This window comes from Bradyrhizobium manausense (genome assembly GCF_018131105.1).
GTDB lineage: Bacteria > Pseudomonadota > Alphaproteobacteria > Rhizobiales > Xanthobacteraceae > Bradyrhizobium > Bradyrhizobium manausense_B.
The window spans coordinates 449,781-468,425 of record NZ_JAFCJI010000001.1; the positions used below are offsets into that span (position 1 = coordinate 449,781).

Below are 18,645 nucleotides of genomic sequence, written 5' to 3' on the forward strand. Positions count from 1 at the left end.
GTGGAGGCGGAGATGAAACGTCGAGACTTTATCAAGCTTGGGTTGATTGCAGCACCCGCGATATCGCTGTCGTATTCGCTGCGTGCCGAAGAGGCCGAACTCATCGTTGGTTCCAACGTCGGTAGTCCACCCTTCGCATTCAAGGACGGCGATCACTATTCCGGCTTCGATGTCGAGGTCTGGGCAGAGGTAGCAAAAGGCCTCAATCGCAAATGGCGCGTGCAGCCGATGGAATTTGGTGCGCTGATCCCGGCCTTGCAGACCCACAACATCGACGCGATCGTCTCGCAATTGTTCATCAAGCCGGAACGCCAGAAGGTGATCGATTTCTCCGATCCCTATTATCTGAGCGGGCTGATCGCCATCACGGGTTCCGGGAATACCGAGATCAGGACGCCCGATGATCTCGCTGGGAAAACCATCGGCACCGAAACCGGAACGGTCGCCGTCGAATTCATCAAGGATCACATCAAGGGCGCGACGGTCGCGCAGCTGCCGAGCATCAACAACGCCCTGCTGGCGCTCGAAGCCGGTCGCACGGACGCGGTCGTCTACGACATGCCGGCGCTGATGTACTACGCCAACAACGCCGGAAAGGGCAAAGTCCGGGTGATCCGCCCGGCGCTTGAAGGTCGCGAAGTCGGGATCGGCTTCCAGAAAGGCAGCCCGCTGGTCGCGACCGCGAACGTCACGCTGTCAGCCATGAAGGCCGACGGGCGGTTGAAGGCACTTCGGGAGAAATGGTTCGGCACGGAGCCCGCGTAAATCGCACGCGATCGATGGCGAATGAGAGCCGATCGCGGTGCTCATTCGCCTGTGACCTCCAACCTGATCCGCCCCATGAACTTCGACTGGACTGCAGCCACCGCGGCTTTGCCGGAACTGCTGCAAGGCCTAGAGCTCACCATCTTCATCGCGGTCGCCGGCCTCATCGGCGGCACCGTGCTCGGTATCCTCACTGCCGTCGCGCTCAACTACGGCGGCTGGTTGCTGCAGGCCCCGGCGCAGGCCTATGTCGCCCTGATCCGCGGCACGCCGATCGTAGTGCAGGTGATGTTCATTTATTTCGCGCTGCCGATCATGCTGGGCATTCGGCTGAGCGCGACGAGCGCGGCGATCATCACGCTGATCGTGAATTCGGGGGCCTATACGGCCGAGATCGTGCGCGGCGCGCTCGACAGCGTGCCTTCGGGCTTGCGGGAGGCGGGGCTCGCCATGGGGCTGAGCTTCAGGACGGTTCTCGCCTACGTCATCGCGCCGATTGCGTTCCGCCGCGCGCTTCCCGCCATGGGCAATCAGGTCGTCGCGGTGGTCAAGGACACCTCGATCTTCCTGGTGATCGGCGTCGGCGAGCTGACACGTCGCGGCCAGGAGATCATGTCGCAGAACTTTCGCGCCGTGGAGATCTGGACCGCGGTGGCGCTGATCTACCTGATCCTGATCAGCGTGCTCACCTTCAGCCTCCGCTTTGTCGAACGGAAGTCGCGCCTGCCATGAGCATGATCGAATTCAAGCAGGCCACGAAGCGGTTTGGCGGCCATCTCGTGCTGCATCCGCTCGACCTTGCCATCGGGAGTGGCGAGGTCGCGGTCGTGGTCGGTCCATCCGGCTCCGGCAAATCGACCATGCTTCGCTGCATCAACGTGCTCGAAACCATCAGCGAGGGCGACCTTCGGGTGGACAATATCAGCGTGCGGGGACCTTCGCGCGATGTCAGGCGCATCCGGCTCGAAGCCGGCATGGTGTTCCAGCAGTTCAACCTGTTTCCGCATTTGACCGCGCTGGAGAACGTGATGTTTGGTCCCATCCGCGCGCGGGGGCGCTCGAAGGTCGAGGCCCGCGAGATCGCGGCAGCCTTGCTGGAGAAGGTCGGTCTTGCCGAGCGCATGAGCCACTATCCCTCGCAGCTTTCCGGCGGCCAGCAGCAGCGCGTGGCAATTGCGCGTGCACTCGCCGTCGAACCGAAACTGATGCTGTTCGACGAGCCGACTTCGGCGCTGGACCCCGAGCTGCGGCAGGAGGTCCTCAAGGTCATGCAGACGCTGGCCATGGAGGGGATGACCATGGTGGTCGTGACCCATGAGATGAGCTTTGCGCGGCGCGTCGGTTCGCGGCTGTTGTTTCTCGACAAGGGCCATCTCGTCCACGACGGCAATCCGGTCGACTTGCTGTCTGCGCCACCGAGCGAGCGGTTTCGCGACTTCCTGCAACATGTGAACTGACGGCGCGTGCCGGGCATTTGAACTTCGGAGCTTTGTGATTGATGTCATCAGCGTTTGAGGCGAACTACGGCTTTCGCCGCAGCGACGTCCGTCTTGGCAATTGGCGCGATGCGCCCTGGAATGTCTGGGCCTTCCGCCATGTCTCCGAACTCATCCCGACCGCGCGGATTGCGGCTTCGGCGGGATTGGTCGAAGAGGCGCTTGTAAACGCCGAAGGCCTGACCCGCGAGACCCTCTTCATCGATGGGGTGAAGACCATCATGGCCGACATTCTGGCGAAGACCTCGACCGATGCGATGGTCGTCATGAAGTCCGGCCGTATCGTTGCGGACTTTCATGCCGCGAATTTCGATCTGGAGACGCGGCACATCCTGTTCTCCGCCAGCAAATCGGTGACCGCAATTATGGCGGGCATCCTGCAGGGCGACGGCGCGATCGATGTCGAGCAGGTCGTGGCGCACTACGTGCCGGAGCTGGAATCGTCCGCTTATGCGGATGCGCGGATCCGCGACCTTTTCGACATGCAGATCAGCCTGGATTTCGAGGAAACATACCTCGACCCCCGGGGTGATTTCGCTCGCTATCGACGCGCAGGTCTGCTCGAGCCATCTGTCGCGGGCGACACGCCGGATACGCTGTTGGCATTCCTGTCCTCGCTGAGGAGGGGCGCCAACGAGCACGGTAACGGCCCGTTCCGCTACGCATCGCCGAATTCTGACGTGCTCGGCCTGGTCATTGAGCGAGCCTCGGGCCAGCGGTTCGCGGACTTCGTCACCACCAGGCTCTGGCAGCCCCTTGGCGCGAAGCGCGATGCCTATGTCACGGTCGATGCGGCAGGGTCGGCGCGAACCGGCGGAGGCATCTGCATGACGCCGCGCGATCTCGCCCGCGTCGGCGAGATGATGCGGCTGGGCGGCATTGCCAACGGGCGGCGCATTCTCTCACAGGATTGGGTTGCCGACACCGTCAACAACGGTTCGGCCGAAGCATGGGCACAGAGCAAATCCGTGGAGTGGCTGCCGAACGGCCGCTACCGCAGCAAATGGTATCAGACCGGCGAAGCAAGCAAGGCCTTCTTCGCCCTGGGCATCCACGGCCAATGGCTGTACGTCGATCCCACTGCCGAGATGGTTATCGCAAAATTCTCCTCGCAACCGGTGCCCGTCAGCAACGACATGAAGCGGCTCAATCTCGCGCTGTTCGATGCGCTGGCAAGCATAGTCTGAAGGTTTTTACTTCAGCGTCGAAAGGAAGGCGCGTGACTCCTTCAGCAGGGCACGAATCTGCTTTCGCTCGGCGATGCCTTCCTGCGAGAACAGGCCGTGCTTGCACGCATTCCGGTTTCCGCGTGGTGCCCCCGTTCGCCGGGCCCCGCCGTGCATACGGCAGCGGCGCTTGCCGCGCACGGAAGGTGCCTGGCAGGGAGCGCCGCCGCGTGTCGTGGCGCCGCAGCGCGGGCTTGCCTGCATCGAGCCGGTGTTGCGGGTGTGGCTCATGCGGGGATGGCATCTGCCAGACCCGGCTGCGTAGCTATCAAGTTTGCGTGCTGCGTGAAATGGCCGACCACGGCCTTGCCGCCATCCTGGACCGACAAATTCTGCACCGTGATCGCACACGCGCCATTGCTGCGATGACGATTCAGGGCCTCCATCTGGGCGGCGAAGGTGCGCGACAGTCGCGTCACTGCGCGGGTCAGGCTCTCCTGCTGCGGCACGTCGTCGGTGCAGGCGAGGCGGCAGGCGCAGCGCATCGAGGCGACGTGGATGCTCACCATCTGCGCCGCCAGCATGGCCTCGAGCGAGTCCTTCGGGGCGATGCTCTTCAGCATCGAGACCATGAAGGACAGATTGCCTTGCTCGGGCTTGCACGCGACAGCGCTCGCCTTCACCAACTGGCTCAACAGGCCGTGCAGCGCGTCGCTGTCGGCGGCGCCGAGCGCGTCGGCCAGCAGCTTTTCGCCGGCGTGAGGATCCGGATGGTCGATCACGATGCGCCGGCGGCGGAGTTTGACCTTTGGGCTTGCGATGATCGCGGCACGATCGTTGACCGCGATGGGTAGCGTTTCGCTGGGCGCCAGGGATGTCGTCATGCGTTGTGTCCTTGGCCGACGCAGGCACGAGGGCTCGCGGCGAGCGAAGCGATCATGCGCTGCCGTGCGGCGGTTGAGATTTTTCAGATGTCGATGAGACGTTTTCGCGTGGCCAGGTCGGAGCACCGTGATCGGGCGCGGGCACAGGCTGAAAATGCGATAATGCCATCATGCGCCTGTTTTGCCCGACGCGTCAAACGAAATTTCCGGAATTCCGCAGTCGCGTCGTGCAAGCCCCGGTTCTGACAGGGCCGGTTACGGTGCATGGGGTTGTTTTGGCGTTTTTTGTCTGCAGCTGCGGCGGTCGCGACCGCAAGCATCAAGGCGGAGCGGGGAGGCTAGCCTGAAGAGCGTTCGCGCGCCGCCACGCGGATGACGTGGACCTTCGCCCCCTTGGCGCGGGCCGCGATCATGTTGCGCGCCTTGCCATGGGCTGCGCCGTTCTTGCGGAGCAGGGACACGAAGTGCTTGCGGGCGCGATTTGCGGCGAGCCGTGCCGCCAATTGCTCGGCCTTGCGGATGATGGTGGTGGTCGACGGCGTGAGGTTCACGGGGACCCAGGCGACGTCCTTGCTCTTGGACAGACTGCCGACGCCTTCGCACGGCGCCTCGCGCGGCAGGTCGATCCGGATCGCCAGCGCGTCCGAACGCTCGGTCCAGTCTTCGGCCTTGGTGCCGGTGATGATGCGGACATAGTCGCGCGTCTCGCGCGGCAGCTCGCTCTCCCTGGCGAGCCATTTCTGGATACGGCCGGGGCCCGCGTTGTAGGCGGCAGCCGCGAGGCCGAGATTGCCGAAATCGTCGCGGAGCTTGCGCAGGAACTTTGCCGATGCCGGCAGCGCCTTCATGGGGTCGAAGGGATCATCGAGCCCGACTTCGGCGGCGGTCTCCGGCATGAACTGCGCAACGCCCTGGGCGCCGGCCTGGCTGACCTCGTTGGACTTGAAGCGGCTCTCCTGCCAGAGCAGGCGCGCGAAGAACGGCACGGGAATGCCGCTCTCCTCGGCCGCTTCCTTCAGCGCGCGGCAGAATTGTTCGGTCGGCGACGGCGTAGCCTGCACGGCCGTTTCAACCGCCGGCGTCGGTTCGATCGTCTGCTCGTAGGACGCGCGGGCGTTGGCGAGCTCGATGGCCTGCACGCTTGCAAGGAAGATCTCGACGAGGGGAACCAGCGAGGGCGCGCGATCGGCCTTGACTGCTGCATTGTCGAAGCTGGCGGCTTGCCAGGTCGGCGGCGTGCTGACGTCGCACATCAGAATCAGGAACGCAGCGCAAGCCGCGACGACAAATCGCATCTCGGAAAGAGTCCTCGAACTGTGGGGAACGACCAGCGGCGCGCCGGTGACAAGGACTTCTTAACCGTAATTGCGGCGAAGCTGCGATTCAGCGATATGGCCGGTGTTAGTACGGTGTTCCCGCCGGAGGAATGCAGCGTTGCTCCCGCGGTTCTACGGGAACCGCAGGGAAACTCGGTGCTGAAAGAGATATTCAGGCCTGTGGCCGTTACGCCTTGGGAAAATCATCAGGCAATGAAGGCGAGCAGGGTGCCGTTGGCCTTGGCCGGGGGCACCACGATCGCGGCTCCGCTGCGGACGGCCACTGAACCCAGCGCCTTCTCGGTCGCCGCGAGATCGCCGCTGACGAGCACCAGCGCCGCGCCGCCGCGCTCGGAGAGGCCCGCGAGCGGCACACCGGGATAACGTTTGCCGAGCTGGTCCAGCGTCAGATAGACGAAGTCGGCTCGGTCGCCGCCTGAAGGCACACTCGCCGCGCCATCGGCCTCAGTCTTCGCTTCGCGATCGATCAGGCGAGCGAGATGCGCGGCTTCCTTCGCGGGCTCCGGTGTTGCGATCAACACCTGGCTGATCCGCCTGGCCGCATTGGCGTGCGTCATCAGTTCGGGGATCCACACGGTCTCGCGGGTCTTGTGCTGGCAGGCGAAGATGCGCACGCCGCCGGGTGCTTCCGCGGTCGGCCACATGAAGGTGCGGAATTTGGCGGCCGACACCGTGCCATCGGGCAGCGTGACCGGCCGCTCGAAATCGGTCGGGCCGATCGGCGTGAGGCCGCGCGCGCGGATTTCTTCGGCGCCGGCGGCGGAGTCGATTGCGGTGAAGGCAATGCGCTCGATGCCTTCGCCGCGATTGTCGAGGAAGGCGCGCGCCGGCGCATTGTGCTCGGTCGCGGCGAGTACGCCAAGCAGCTCCATGTAATCAGGGTCGAACATGATGGTGTAGTTGCCGGTGCCCATATGCGCGCTGTGGGTGCCGCGCGGCGAGAGGGTGAAGCCGAGCTGCCGGTAGTTTTCGGCGGCGCTGTCGAGGTCTTTCACCATGACCACGGCGTGGTCGATACCGATGACGTTCTTGAGGGCCACTGTGATTTCCCCGAATGCAAAATGACTTTGGACGGCTTGAGCAGCCGCTATCCCTGTCTACGCCGGATGGGCGATCAAGTCATTTTCAAATCGGCGGGTGATCAGGAATTTCATTCCGCGAAATGCGGCTGCGACGCGTGATGGCGTCAGCGATCCTGCCCGCTGATATAGGCGGCGAGGACGGCGCGTTCCTCGCTGGTCATCTCGGTGATGTTGCCCGGCGGCATCGCGTTGGACCACGCAGCCACGCGGCCGATCAGGCGGATGTTGCGGTGGATGTGCTCGGGAGCATCCAGCAAGATGCCCTTCGGCGCGGTCACGATGCCGGCCCAGACCGGCTCGGCCGCGTGGCACATGCTGCAGCGGGACGTCACGATCTCCTCGACATTGGCAAGCGTCGGCTGCGCCGAGAGCGCGCCAGTCTTGACCTCACGCGGGCCGGCTGCAGAGAGAAAGAGGATCGCGATAGCGCCCGCTGCCGCGACGCCCCACACCCACCATGGCGATTTGCGCCCGGCGTGGCCCTCGTTGAAGAAGTGGCGGATCACCGGCCCCAGCGCCAGCACGATCGCCACGATGATCCAGTTGAAGCGTGTCGCGTAGAGCAGGGGATAGTGGTTGCTGATCATCAGCACGACGACCGGCAGCGTCAGATAATTGTTGTGAACCGAGCGTTCCTTGCTGGCCTTGCCGAGCTTTGGATCTGGCGCCTCGCCCGCGATCAGGCTGGCCACGATCTTCTTCTGGTTCGGGATGATCAGGGTAAAGACATTGGCGACCATGATAGTGCCGATGATCGCCGCGATCTGGTTGAAGGCGCCGCGCCCGCTCAAGACGTGGGTGAAAGCGTAGGTCAGCGCGACCAGGAACAAATAGCCGCCGACGGCAAAGGGCAGCTCGCGCTGCGCCAGCCCGGTGCGGCAGGCGGTCTCATAGAGCAGCCACGCCAGCGCGAGACTCAAGAGGCTGAACAGCCCAGCCTGGACCGGTGTCAGATCAAGGATCGATTTGTCGATGAGGAACAGATCGGCGTCGAGATAGTACACCACCACCATCAGCGCGAAGCCCGACAGCCACGTGGTGTAGGCCTCCCATTTGAACCAGGTGAGCTCGTCCGGCATCTGGCTTGGCGCCACCAGATATTTCATGATCCGATAGAAGCCGCCGCCATGAACCTGCCAGGCCTCGCCCTGTACGCCACCAGGTAGATCGCTCTTGGGTTTAAGGCTCAGGTCGAGGGCGATGAAATAGAACGAGCTGCCGATCCAGGCGATCGCGGCCACCACGTGCAGCCAGCGCAGCAGCACGCTCGCCCATTCCGATACGATGGATCCCCACATGATCACCCCATCAGTCGCGATGCCGATGCCGCAGCTTTGATGACCGCCACCGGCGGCCCTGCCCTTACAATGTGTCGCACCGATCCGCGCCGTTTTCCAGTACGATGGGTCACGCCATCTGCATATCGTGCGGGCATGAGCTGACGTGGTTTTTGGCAGACGAAGTCCGGGAGGAAGCTGACGTGATATCTCGTATTTCGCACTTGATGCTGCCCGCATGGCTGTTGTTGGCCTGCGCCGGCGTACAAGCCGAGCCCGTGCTGCAAGGCAAGGACGCCTATGGCAACTGGCAGGCCGACAAGCCCGGCACTGTCAGGCTGATCCGCCCGCAGGATCTGGCCAGGCCCGGCGCCACGCCGTCGGTCTCCAATCCCACGCGCGTGACGGCACGCGGCAGCGCTACGCCGCAAGTACCTGACGGATTCAAGATCGAGCTTTTGGCCGATGGCCTGTCCGATGCGCGGGTGCTGCGCGTTGCGCCGAACGGCGACGTCTTCGTTGCCGAGACCGGGCCGGGACGCATTCGCGTGCTGCGTCTCGGGGAGGGCGGCGCCAAGGTTGCGACCAACGAGGTCTTTGCCAGCGGGCTCACTCGTCCTTTTGGAATCGCCTTCTTCCCGAACGGCGACAATCCGCAATGGGTCTATGTCGCCAATGCCGGCAACGTCGTCCGCTTTCCCTATCACGCCGGTGACCTGAAGGCGTCCGGCAAGGCCGACGTGGTGGTGGCGAACCTTGCACAGGGATCTGGCCATTCCACCCGCGACATCGTGTTCACGCCCGACGGGAAGAGGATGCTGGTGTCCGTCGGCTCCGCCAGTAATGTCGCCGAAGGCATGGGGAGCCCGCCCGGCGGGCTCGAGGCCTGGTCGCGCACGCAGGCGCTCGGCGCGCCCTGGGGCTATGAGGCCGAGCGAGCGGCGGTGCTCTCCTTCACTCCCGAAGGCAAGGATCGCAAGCTCTATGCAACCGGTATCCGCAACTGCGTCGGCCTCGCGATCCAGCCGCAGACCGGTTTGCCCTGGTGTTCGACCAACGAGCGCGACGGCCTCGGCGACGATCTCGTGCCCGACTACGTTACCAGCGTGAAGGAGGGCGCCTTCTATGGTTGGCCGTGGTTCTACATCGGCAACAACGAAGACCCGCGCCACGTCGGCGCGCGGCCGGATCTCAAGGACAAGGTGACGGTGCCCGACGTGCTGGTGCAGCCGCATTCGGCTTCGCTCGGCCTGACCTTTTATCAGGGCACGCAGTTTCCGTCTGAGTACCAGGGTGACGCCTTTGCCGCCGAGCATGGTTCCTGGAACCGCTCGAAGCGCACCGGCTACAAGGTGATCCGTATCAAGATGAAGGAAGGCAAGCCGACTGGAGAGTACGAGGATTTTGTGACGGGCTTCGTCGTGAACGACTCGCAGGTGTGGGGACGGCCGGTCGGAATTGCGGTCGCAAAGGATGGCGCGCTGCTGGTCTCGGAAGATACCGGCGGCACGATCTGGCGGGTGACGCATTGATTTACGAGCGAACGAGGAGAGGGAAAGACCTACCCCCGCCGTACGCTCGCCCCGCCATCCACCGGCAGTGTCACGCCCGTGATGAAACTCGCTTCATCCGACGCGAGGAATAGCGCGGCATTCGCGACGTCCCACGCCGTGCCCATCTTCTTGCGCAGCGGTACCTTGCTGTCGCGCTCGGCTTCGACTTCGGCGCGGGTCTTGGACCATTCGCGGGCGCGGGTATCAACGGCCATCGGCGTGTTCATCAGGCCAGGCAGGATGACGTTCGCGCGGATGCCGTACTCGGCATTCTGATAGGCGAGCTGTTCGGTGAACGCGATCATCGCCGACTTCGTCGCCTTGTAGGCGACGTAGGGATAGGTGGTGATTGCGGCCATGGAGGAGATGTTGATGATGGCGCCGCTCTTCTGCGCGCGCATGATCGGAATGACTTCCTTCGCTGCGAGAATGCAGCTCTTGAGGTTGATGGCGACGACGCGGTCGAACGCCTCTTCGGTGATTTGAAGCAGCTCGGCATCGCCGCCGGACAGGCTGACGCCGACATTGTTGTGCAGCACGTCGATGCGGCCCCAGCGCGATTTGGCATCCGCCACCATCGCCTTGATATCGGCCGACTTGGTCACGTCGGCCTTGAAGGCTGCAGCGGTACCGCGATTCGCAGCAATAATGTCGACGGTCTCCTGCGCGGACTCCAGATGATGATCCACGCACAGCACCTTCGCTCCTTCGCGCGCGAAGGTCAGCGCGGTGGCGCGGCCGTTGCCCATGCCTTCGCCGGGGCTCTGGCCGGCGCCGACGACGATCGCAACCTTGTCCTTCATGCGCATGTCAGTTCACTCCCGGGATCGGGTACTGCTGGAGCACCTCTTTGTAATAGGGCTCGTTGTCCATCTTCATGGTGGCGAGAACGCGCACGACGCCGCAATAGAAGGCAATCGTGAGCACGAGATCGACCATGTGCTCGTCGGAGAGATGTGTCTTGATCTCGGCGAAGGTCGCATCCGACATCGCGAGCTCCCGCACCATCTCGCGGGCACCTTTCAGGATGGCCTTGGCGAGCGGCTCCAGTTTCGACGGCTTGCCTTCCGTCTCTGCCATCAGGCCGACGATATCCTCGTCGGTGACCCCGAACTCCCTGCCGATCTTCACGTGATGGGTGAATTCGTATTCCGATTTCTCCATCCAGCCGACCTGGAGGATGGCGAGCTCGCGCAGGCGCGGGTCGAGCTTGCTCTTGAAACGGATGTAGCCGCCGATGCCGTTGAAGGCGCGCGCCATCTCCGGCGAGTTGACCAAGAGCTTGTGCAGATTGGTATTGCGCTTGAGCATGTCGCGATATTCGGGCGCGACCTGGTCGGCCTCGAGATAGGGCAGGCGGGCCATTTTTCGTGTTTCCTCTAGTGTTCTTGTGATTCGCGTTCGGGGGCTTGCAGCGTGACGCCGCCGTCGACCACCAGCACCTGGCCGGTGATGTAGCGGGCAAAATTGCTGAGCAGGAATTTGACGGCGTGGCCGACATCCCAGCCAGTGCCTTCAGTCTTGAGCACGGACGCCCGGGCGCGCTGGGCGCGGGCCTGCTCGCTCATGCCGCGGGCATACACCATCGGTGTGTACATCGGTCCGGGGCAGATGCAATTGACGCGGATATTGTCGCGGCCGTGGTCGACCGCCATCGCGCGCGTCAGGCCGATGATCGCGGCCTTCGAGGTCGTGTAGGTCGTCAGCCCACGCGGCCGCAACGCCGAGATCGAGGAGATGTTGACGATCGCGCCACCTTTGGCGGTCTTGATCATCGCGGGAATCGCGTGCTTCGACAGCAGGAACATGGTCTCGACATTGACCTGCATGACACGGCGATATTGCTCGGGCGCCTCGTCGACCACGCTACCGCGGCTGCCAATGCCGACATTGTTGTCGAGGAAATCAAGCCGGCCCCAGTGGTCGAGCGCAGCTTCGACAAGTTGTTTGCAATCGGCTTCGCTGGTGACGTCGCCGCCATGGGCCGCGGCCGTGCCGCCTTCGACGGTGATCATCTGGACAGTGTGTTGGGCGAGCTTGAGGTCGCGATCGGCGACCAGCACCTTTGCGCCGGCGCGGGCTAGCAGAATTGCTGCAGCGCGGCCGTTGCCGATGCCGTCGCCTGCCGCGCCTCCGCCACTGATCAGCGCCACCTTGCCGGCGAGGCCGGCATCGTCTTCAGGGCCCTGCATCTCGTTCCATCCGATATTTTCGTGCAAGTTAGCAATGCGGTGCGGAGGTGAGAAGGCCGGCGGTCCCGCGCCGATGTCATTGACATCGCACGGAATTGCATGCCGCGGGGCGAGATTGCGCGCGCTCCGGCGCGCGGCTCGAGGAACCGACCTCACGCGATCGCGTTTCCTGCGGAGCCTTTCCCGCGCTAGGCTCTCTCCCGGGGACTCCCAACCACCAGTGGCTTGCCGATGAATCTGCTTGATCCACAAGGGCCCGTGGCTGCGGCCAACAGCACCATTTTGATCGATTCCGTCGTCATCATGCTCGCGATCGTGGTGCCGACCATCATCGCGATCCTGGCTTTTGCATTCTGGTTTCGCGCGTCGAACACCAAAGCACGATACCAGCCTGACTTTGTTTATTCCGGCCGCGTGGAGATGGTGGTGTGGGCGATTCCTGCGCTCACCGTCATCTTGCTTGGCGGCGTCGCCTGGATCGGCTCGCACCAGCTCGATCCCGCGGCGCCCGTGCCGGGAACGGGCAGCCCGGTGCGCATCCAGGCCGTTTCGCTCGACTGGAAATGGCTCTTCATCTATCCGGACCAGCGCATCGCCACGGTCAATTCGCTGACGGTGCCGGCCGGCGCCGAGCTGAACATTCAGCTGACATCGTCGAGCGTGATGAACGTGTTCTTCATCCCGCAGCTCGGCAGCATGATCTACACCATGAACGGCATGGTGACGAAGCTGAACCTGCGTGCCGACAATGAGGGCAAGCTGCAGGGCCTCTCGGCGCACTTCTCCGGCGACGGCTTTCCGGACATGATGTTCGACGTCAACGTGATCTCGCCGCTGTCATTTCCGGATTGGGTGGCAACCACGGCGAAGACCGACGCCGTGCTGAACGAGGATAGCTACAAGAAGCTGATGCAGCAGGGCATCGAGAAGGGCAGGCCGACCTATCGCCTGGAAGACCCGCGCCTGTTCGATCTGATTGCGACCCAGCACATTCCGCCGGGCCCAGGGCCGGAGCTCGTCTCCGATGCCGGCCGCCCGCACAGTGGAGGCCACGATGCTCGGTAAGCTCGACTGGTCGGCAATTCCGTTCGATCAGCCCATTCCGCTCATCGCAGGGGCTATCGTGCTGGTCGGGATCCTCGCGGTTCTGACGTGGGTCGTCGTAAAGGGCCACCTGCCCTATCTCTGGCACGAATGGATCACCAGCGTCGATCACAAGCGCATCGGCGTCATGTACATCCTGCTGGCCTCGGTGATGCTGCTGCGCGGCGGCAGCGACGCCATCATGATGCGAATCCAGCAGGCGATCGCCTATCAGTCGCAGGGCTATCTGCCGCCGGAGCACTACAACCAGATCTTCTCGGCGCACGGCACCATCATGATCTTCTTCGTGGCGATGCCGTTCGTGATCGGGCTGATGAACCTGGTCGTGCCGCTCCAGCTGGGCGTGCGCGACGTGGCTTTCCCGACACTGAACTCCGTTGGCTTCTGGCTGACCGCGACCGGCGCCCTGTTGGTCAATCTCTCGCTGGTGATCGGCGAGTTCGCCCGCACCGGCTGGCTTGCCTTTCCGCCGCTGTCGGAGCTGTCATATTCACCCGGTGTCGGCGTCGACTATTACGCCTGGTCGCTCCAGATCTCGGGCGTCGGCACGCTGGTCGCCGGCATCAACCTCGTCACGACCGTGCTGAAGCTGCGCACCAAGGGCATGAACTATCTGCGCATGCCGATGTTCTGCTGGACCACGCTGGCCTCGAACCTGCTGATCGTCGCAGCCTTCCCGATCCTCACTGCGACGCTGGCGATGCTGCTGCTCGACCGCTATCTCGGCTTCCACTTCTTCACCAATGAAGCCGGCGGCAATGTCATGATGTTCATGAACCTGATCTGGGCCTGGGGGCATCCGGAGGTCTACATTCTCGTGCTGCCGGCCTTCGGCATCTACTCCGAGGTGGTGTCGACCTTCTCCGGGAAGCCGTTGTTCGGTTACCGCTCCATGGTGCTCGCCACCATGGCAATCTGCATCATCTCCTTCATGGTCTGGCTGCACCACTTCTTCACCATGGGAGCAGGCCCCGACGTCAACGCCATCTTCGGCATCGCCAGCATGATCATCGCAGTTCCGACAGGGGTGAAGATCTACAACTGGCTGTTCACGATGTACGGCGGCCGCATCCGCTTCGCGACGCCGATGCTCTGGTCCGTCGGCTTCATGGTGACGTTCATCATCGGTGGCCTGACCGGCGTGCTCGTCGCGGTGCCTCCGGCGGACTTCATGCTCCACAACAGCATGTTCCTGGTTGCGCATTTCCACAATGTCATCATCGGAGGCGTGCTGTTCGGCGCCTTCGCAGGCTTCGAATACTGGTTTCCGAAGGCGTTCGGATTTCGTCTCGACGAACGCTGGGGGAAGATCGCGTTCTGGTTCACCTTCATCGGTTTCTACGTCACCTTCATGCCGCTCTATGTCGCGGGCATGCTGGGCATGACGCGACGCATGCAGCACTACGATGTTGCCGAATGGCGGCCGTGGATGATCATCGCCGCGTTCGGCATGTTGCTGCTCTCGATCGGCGTCCTGGCGCAGGTCTTTCAGCTCGTGACCAGCATCCGCAATCGCGAAACCTTGCGTGACCGTACCGGCGATCCCTGGGACGGCCGCTCGCTGGAATGGGCGACGTCGTCGCCCCCGCCGGTGTTCAATTTCGCGTTCTCCCCCGACGTGCGCGGCGAGGATGCCTATTGGGCGATGAAACGACATGCCAAGGAGCAGCAGCTCGAGGATCATCCAGGCCCCGAATATCAGGATATCGAGATGCCCAAGAACTCGCCGACCGGGTTCGTCTGTGCGTTCTTCGCCACCGTGATGGGCTTTGCGCTGATCTGGCACATCTGGTGGATGGTGATTTTGGGCGGCATCGGCGCGTTCGCGACCTTCGTCGTTTTCGCCTGGCGCGATCACGATGAATACGTCATTCCGGCCGCCGAGGTCGAACGGATCGACCGCATCAACATCGAGGAACGGCGCAGCCTCGTCAGCATGGCCGGAGCAGTCTGATGTCGATGACCGCAGCCCTCGGCCATGCGCATGCCGATCCCCACCATATCGGCGTCGTCGTCGAGCATCCGGGACCTGCGCCGAAGCGGATCGTCACCGCCTACGGCTTCTGGGTGTTCCTGCTCTCCGACATCGTGATGTTCTCCTGCTTCTTTGCGGCCTATGCGGTGCTGGTCGACCAGACCGCGGGCGGCCCCAAGGGCTCGGAGATATTTGAGCAGCGCAATGTCGCGATCGAGACGGTCTGCCTGCTGCTCTCGAGTTTTACCTGCGGCATGGCCAGTATCGCCGCCGACGTCCGCAACCGGTTCTGGTTCTATCTCGGCATGGCCGTGACCTGCGTGCTCGGGCTGATCTTCCTCGCGATCGAGTTCAACGAGTTCGCCGATCTGGTGTCCCGTGGCTATGGCCCGTCGCGCAGTGCGTTCCTGACGGCGTTCTTCTCGCTGGTCGGATGCCACGGCCTGCACGTCACAGCCGGCGTGCTGTGGCTGCTCACCATGATGGCCCAGGTCTTTGCAAAGGGCTTTCGCGCCGACGTGCTGCGCCGGATGATGTGCTTTGCCCTGTTCTGGCACGCGCTCGACATCATCTGGGTCGGGGTGTTTTCCGTCGTCTACCTGCTTGGAGGTGGCGCATGAGCGATCAGACGCATCTGCATGCCGAGCACGACATCGCGCCGGGCGATGAGGAGCAACACGGCGTCCGCGAACGCATCATCGGTTATGTCGTCGGTCTCGGCTTGGCGTTGCTGCTCACGGCAACTTCGTTTTTCATCGCCGGTACGAATCTCGTCTGGCAGCCCTCGATTCCGATTGCATTGATCGTGCTGGCGATCGCGCAGATGGGCGTGCATCTGGTGTTCTTCCTCCACATCACGACGGGCCCCGACAACACCAACAACGTGCTGGCGTTGGCCTTCGGCCTTCTGGTCGTCTTCCTGGTGGTCGGTGGAACCGTCTGGATCATGGCGCATCTCAACCAGAATATGCCGCCGATGGATCAGTTCATTAAGATGCACAGCTAGCGCTGCACAAAAAAGAAGAGCCGCTTGCATGTGACAAGCGGCCCAAGTCTAGGGAGGAAACGCCCGAGCAAAGCAATCGGACCGAAGCCGGATTGCCGCCAAGGAAACGCTCGCGCAAAGCGCTTGCGTACACATATAGGTGCAGCAACTCCCGTTTCAGTTCAATTCCGGATCAATACTGTCTCGGGTTACCACTCACGGCTGCGTGAACCGATTGTTCACTTTGGCCGGCGGCAATTATAGGCCTTGCGGAAGCCGGAAGCCTGCGCGTCGTCCTCCGAACAGAACCAGCGGTCGGGCTTGGTGGTCGCGGCGTAGCTCGGGCAGCCCCGCAGATGGTAGATGCCGATGTTGCCGGTGACGTGGGCGCGAACCGCAAGCTTGCCCTTGATGGCACAGCTTGGCGGCGCCGTCGGATCCTCCGGAAACAGTGCCGCGCGAATCTCCTTGTCGCGGTCGGAGCGGCAGGCGGCGCCGAGCAGTGCGCCGTCCTTCTTGCCGATACGGAATTCTTGCGGTGCAACAAAGCAGCCTTTCCAGATGCCGGCCGATGCGGCCTTGGCCTCGGCCGCTGCCGGCTTGACGTTGGCCTTGAGAGGCTCGCGCGCGATGGCAAAGCCGAGCTTGAGCAGTTGCTCGTTCAACGAAACCTTGTCGCCCTCGACCGTGCAGATTGCCCGGTGGCGCTTGCCGAAGTTCTTCTCGGGACCGACATCGTCGCAGCGCACCGGCTTTCCGCCGATCAGCCTGGTGAGCCGGTCGCGGGCCTCGATGCCGCAGGTCCAGGGGTCGGCGTGGTCGTCGATGCAGACCTGGTCGAGCTCGGGCGCATCGACGCCGTCGAGCCGATAGGTGACATCGCCGAGCTGGATCGAATTGGCGTCCCGGACAGTCGCAGCCGCCGTCAGCGCGGCGGCGGGGCTGGAGGCCCCGAGAAATCCGGACAGAGCGAGAAATAAGACGAGGGCGAAGGCGCGGGCGGCGGCCAATGAATTCTCGAGGGACATAATTTCTCGCTATCGATTGCTCTTTCTCCTCGTTCCTAGCATCCGGCCGTCGCGAGACCAATGGTCTGCGCTGTGCGAAGTGCGACATTCGCCCGCCAGCCTTTACTCGCCGCCCGGTCTGCCCCTATCGTTTGCCGGCCTTGCGAGCCGTGATGGCCGAATCGCCCCTGAAGCGGCGAGGGCGGGAGGAAGATGTTTTGACGAAAGACCCCGTAGACGTCCTGATCATCGGCGCCGGCGCATCAGGCGCGGCGGTGGCATGGTCGCTGGCCGAGACCAAGATGCACATTCTCTGCCTGGAGCAAGGCGGCTGGATGAATCCGGCGGAATATCCAAGTACAGGCCGGGACTGGGAAGCCAAGTTCTACGGGGAATGGTCGTCGAGCCCGAACGTCCGCGGTCGGCCCGAGGACTATCCGATCAACGATGACAATTCGCCGATCAAGGTCGTCAACTACAACGCGGTCGGCGGCTCGACCGTGATGTACACCGCGCACTGGCCGAGGCTGCACCCGTCTGATTTCAAGGTGAAGACGCTGGATGGCGTCGCCGACGACTGGCCGGTCGATTACGACGCGCTGACGCCGTTCTTCGAGGAGAACGACCGCATGATGGGCACGTCCGGCTTGTCGGGCGATCCGCTGTCGCCGCTGACGCATCCGCCGATGCCGCAGCAGCCGATGGGATTGTCGGGCGCCATCATCGGCAAGACCATGAACAAGCTCGGCTGGCACTGGTGGCCGTCGGACACCACCGTCGCGACCATGGACTATGAGGGCCGGGCGCGCTGCATCAATCTCGGCCATTGCACGCCGGCCTGCGCGCAGGGCGCAAAATCCTCGACCGACATCACCTATTGGCCGCATGCGGTGCGGGCCGGTGTCGAGCTGCGCACGCATTGCCGGGTGCGCGAGATCACCACTGACGAGAGCGGCATGGCCACCGGCGTGATCTACTACGACAAGGAGGGCATCGAGCAGTTCCAGCCGGCGCATGTCGTGATCATCGCGTGCAACGGCGTCGGCACGCCGCGCCTGCTGCTGAACTCGAAATCCGATCGCTTTCCGAATGGTCTGGCCAATTCGTCGGGACTCGTCGGCAAGAACCTGATGTTCCATCCCTATGCGCAGATCTACGGCTATGTGAAGGAGCCGACGGACAGCAACCGTGCGCCGCCGACCTGCCTGTGGAGCAAGGAGTGGTATGACACGGACCTCTCGCGCGGCTTCGTGCGCGGCTATGGCGTGCAGTTCGTGCGCGGTGCAGGTCCGGTGTTCGAGGCTGTCGTCAGCGAGCAGAAGGGTATTTTGCCGTGGGGGGCCGATCATCACCGCGTCTTCCGCAAGCTCAACGGACATCGGCTCGGTTTCTCCGCGATCTGCGAGGACCTGCCGGAGGAGCACAACCAGGTCACGCTTGATCCGGTGCTGAAGGACAGTCACGGCATTCCGGCACCGAAGATCAACTACACGATCAGCGAGAACAGCCGGAAGATGATGGATCATGCGCTCGCCCGCGGCCGGGAGATCCTCGAGACGGCAGGCGCAACCGACATCTGTGTCAACTCGCCGATCCCCTGGGGCGGCTGGCACCTGCTCGGCACCGCGCGCATGGGCACCGATCCCCAAAAATCCGTCGTCAACGAATGGGGGCGCACGCATGACGTGAAGAACCTCTTCATCGTCGATGGCAGCATCTTCGTCACCTCGGGCGGTGTGAACCCGACGTCCACCATCCAGGCCCTCGCGCTCTACATCGCCGACCAGATGAAGCAGCGCCTTGCCAATCTGTTTGATTGAGG

General features: G+C 63.3%; 19 protein-coding genes. 10 read left to right on the forward strand and 9 right to left on the reverse strand.

Annotated features, from left to right (window positions below; translation table 11 throughout):
• Window positions 1–12: 12 nt before the first annotated feature.
• From JQ631_RS02155 to JQ631_RS02170, 4 genes are read left to right on the forward strand one after another with little or no spacing between them, the layout of a single operon-like run.
• Window positions 13–765, forward strand: a complete 753-nt coding sequence (locus JQ631_RS02155; protein ID WP_212323575.1) for a transporter substrate-binding domain-containing protein — start codon at window positions 13–15, stop codon at window positions 763–765.
• 21 nt (window positions 766–786) lie between these two features.
• On the forward strand, window positions 787–1,497 hold the full coding sequence (glnP, locus tag JQ631_RS02160) for a glutamine ABC transporter permease GlnP (protein WP_433995494.1): 711 nt from the start codon (window positions 787–789) through the stop codon (window positions 1,495–1,497).
• Window positions 1,494–2,222: a glutamine ABC transporter ATP-binding protein GlnQ gene (gene glnQ / locus JQ631_RS02165; RefSeq protein WP_283841747.1), complete on the forward strand. Its 729-nt coding sequence runs from the start codon at window positions 1,494–1,496 to the stop codon at window positions 2,220–2,222. The genes glnP and glnQ overlap by 4 nt, the downstream gene beginning before the upstream one ends.
• A 41-nt stretch (window positions 2,223–2,263) precedes the next feature.
• Window positions 2,264–3,448, forward strand: coding sequence for a serine hydrolase domain-containing protein (locus JQ631_RS02170; protein WP_212323578.1), 1,185 nt, complete (start codon window positions 2,264–2,266; stop codon window positions 3,446–3,448).
• A 6-nt stretch (window positions 3,449–3,454) separates the two neighbouring features.
• On the opposite strand, the gene JQ631_RS02175 is transcribed toward JQ631_RS02170, so the two are convergent.
• From JQ631_RS02175 to JQ631_RS02195, 5 genes are all read right to left on the reverse strand, one after another.
• Entirely contained in the window at window positions 3,455–3,718 is a 264-nt protein-coding gene (locus JQ631_RS02175) for an HGGxSTG domain-containing protein (protein WP_212323580.1), read from the reverse strand.
• Window positions 3,715–4,311 carry a hypothetical protein gene (locus tag JQ631_RS02180; RefSeq protein ID WP_212323582.1) on the reverse strand — a complete coding sequence of 199 codons (597 nt, stop codon included), beginning with the start codon at window positions 4,309–4,311 and terminating at the stop codon, window positions 3,715–3,717. The genes JQ631_RS02175 and JQ631_RS02180 overlap by 4 nt, the downstream gene beginning before the upstream one ends.
• 338 nt (window positions 4,312–4,649) lie before the next feature.
• Complete coding sequence (locus tag JQ631_RS02185; RefSeq protein ID WP_212323584.1) at window positions 4,650–5,606, reverse strand: lytic transglycosylase domain-containing protein; 957 nt, start codon at window positions 5,604–5,606, stop codon at window positions 4,650–4,652.
• Window positions 5,607–5,833: 227 nt separating this feature from the next.
• On the reverse strand, window positions 5,834–6,688 hold the full coding sequence (locus tag JQ631_RS02190; RefSeq protein WP_212323586.1) for a VOC family protein: 855 nt from the start codon (window positions 6,686–6,688) through the stop codon (window positions 5,834–5,836).
• A gap of 146 nt (window positions 6,689–6,834) precedes the next feature.
• A complete protein-coding gene (locus tag JQ631_RS02195) occupies window positions 6,835–8,028 on the reverse strand; it encodes a urate hydroxylase PuuD (RefSeq protein ID WP_212323587.1) in 1,194 nt (397 codons plus the stop codon).
• Between the two features lie 182 nt (window positions 8,029–8,210).
• Between JQ631_RS02195 and JQ631_RS02200 the strand changes: the two genes are divergently transcribed.
• Complete coding sequence (locus JQ631_RS02200; protein WP_433995495.1) at window positions 8,211–9,539, forward strand: PQQ-dependent sugar dehydrogenase; 1,329 nt, start codon at window positions 8,211–8,213, stop codon at window positions 9,537–9,539.
• 29 nt (window positions 9,540–9,568) lie between these two features.
• Here JQ631_RS02200 and JQ631_RS02205 read toward each other — a convergent pair whose 3' ends face one another.
• Genes JQ631_RS02205 through JQ631_RS02215 form a run of 3 tightly spaced genes read right to left on the reverse strand, consistent with a single transcriptional unit; the run spans window position 9,569 to window position 11,752 of the window.
• Window positions 9,569–10,369, reverse strand: coding sequence for an SDR family NAD(P)-dependent oxidoreductase (locus JQ631_RS02205; RefSeq protein WP_212323588.1), 801 nt, complete (start codon window positions 10,367–10,369; stop codon window positions 9,569–9,571).
• 1 nt (window position 10,370) lies between these two features.
• Window positions 10,371–10,925, reverse strand: coding sequence for a carboxymuconolactone decarboxylase family protein (locus tag JQ631_RS02210; RefSeq protein WP_212323592.1), 555 nt, complete (start codon window positions 10,923–10,925; stop codon window positions 10,371–10,373).
• 14 nt (window positions 10,926–10,939) lie between these two features.
• Window positions 10,940–11,752, reverse strand: coding sequence for an SDR family NAD(P)-dependent oxidoreductase (locus JQ631_RS02215; RefSeq protein ID WP_212323594.1), 813 nt, complete (start codon window positions 11,750–11,752; stop codon window positions 10,940–10,942).
• 231 nt (window positions 11,753–11,983) lie between these two features.
• Here JQ631_RS02215 and JQ631_RS02220 point away from each other — a divergent pair, with 231 nt between their 5' ends.
• Genes JQ631_RS02220 through cyoD form a run of 4 tightly spaced genes read left to right on the forward strand, consistent with a single transcriptional unit; the run spans window position 11,984 to window position 15,837 of the window.
• A complete protein-coding gene (locus JQ631_RS02220) occupies window positions 11,984–12,817 on the forward strand; it encodes a cytochrome ubiquinol oxidase subunit II family protein (RefSeq protein WP_212323596.1) in 834 nt (277 codons plus the stop codon).
• On the forward strand, window positions 12,807–14,810 hold the full coding sequence (gene cyoB / locus JQ631_RS02225; RefSeq protein WP_212323602.1) for a cytochrome o ubiquinol oxidase subunit I: 2,004 nt from the start codon (window positions 12,807–12,809) through the stop codon (window positions 14,808–14,810). The genes JQ631_RS02220 and cyoB overlap by 11 nt, the downstream gene beginning before the upstream one ends.
• Window positions 14,810–15,451 carry a cytochrome (ubi)quinol oxidase subunit III gene (locus JQ631_RS02230; protein ID WP_212323604.1) on the forward strand — a complete coding sequence of 214 codons (642 nt, stop codon included), beginning with the start codon at window positions 14,810–14,812 and terminating at the stop codon, window positions 15,449–15,451. The genes cyoB and JQ631_RS02230 overlap by 1 nt, the downstream gene beginning before the upstream one ends.
• Window positions 15,448–15,837: a cytochrome o ubiquinol oxidase subunit IV gene (gene cyoD / locus JQ631_RS02235; RefSeq protein WP_212323606.1), complete on the forward strand. Its 390-nt coding sequence runs from the start codon at window positions 15,448–15,450 to the stop codon at window positions 15,835–15,837. Before JQ631_RS02230 ends, cyoD begins: the two co-directional genes overlap by 4 nt.
• 218 nt (window positions 15,838–16,055) lie before the next feature.
• On the opposite strand, the gene JQ631_RS02240 is transcribed toward cyoD, so the two are convergent.
• Window positions 16,056–16,844 carry a thermonuclease family protein gene (locus JQ631_RS02240; protein WP_212323608.1) on the reverse strand — a complete coding sequence of 263 codons (789 nt, stop codon included), beginning with the start codon at window positions 16,842–16,844 and terminating at the stop codon, window positions 16,056–16,058.
• Window positions 16,845–16,996: 152 nt separating this feature from the next.
• On the opposite strand from JQ631_RS02240, the gene JQ631_RS02245 reads away from it, so the two are divergent.
• A complete protein-coding gene (locus JQ631_RS02245) occupies window positions 16,997–18,643 on the forward strand; it encodes a GMC family oxidoreductase (RefSeq protein WP_212323610.1) in 1,647 nt (548 codons plus the stop codon).
• Window positions 18,644–18,645: the final 2 nt, after the last annotated feature.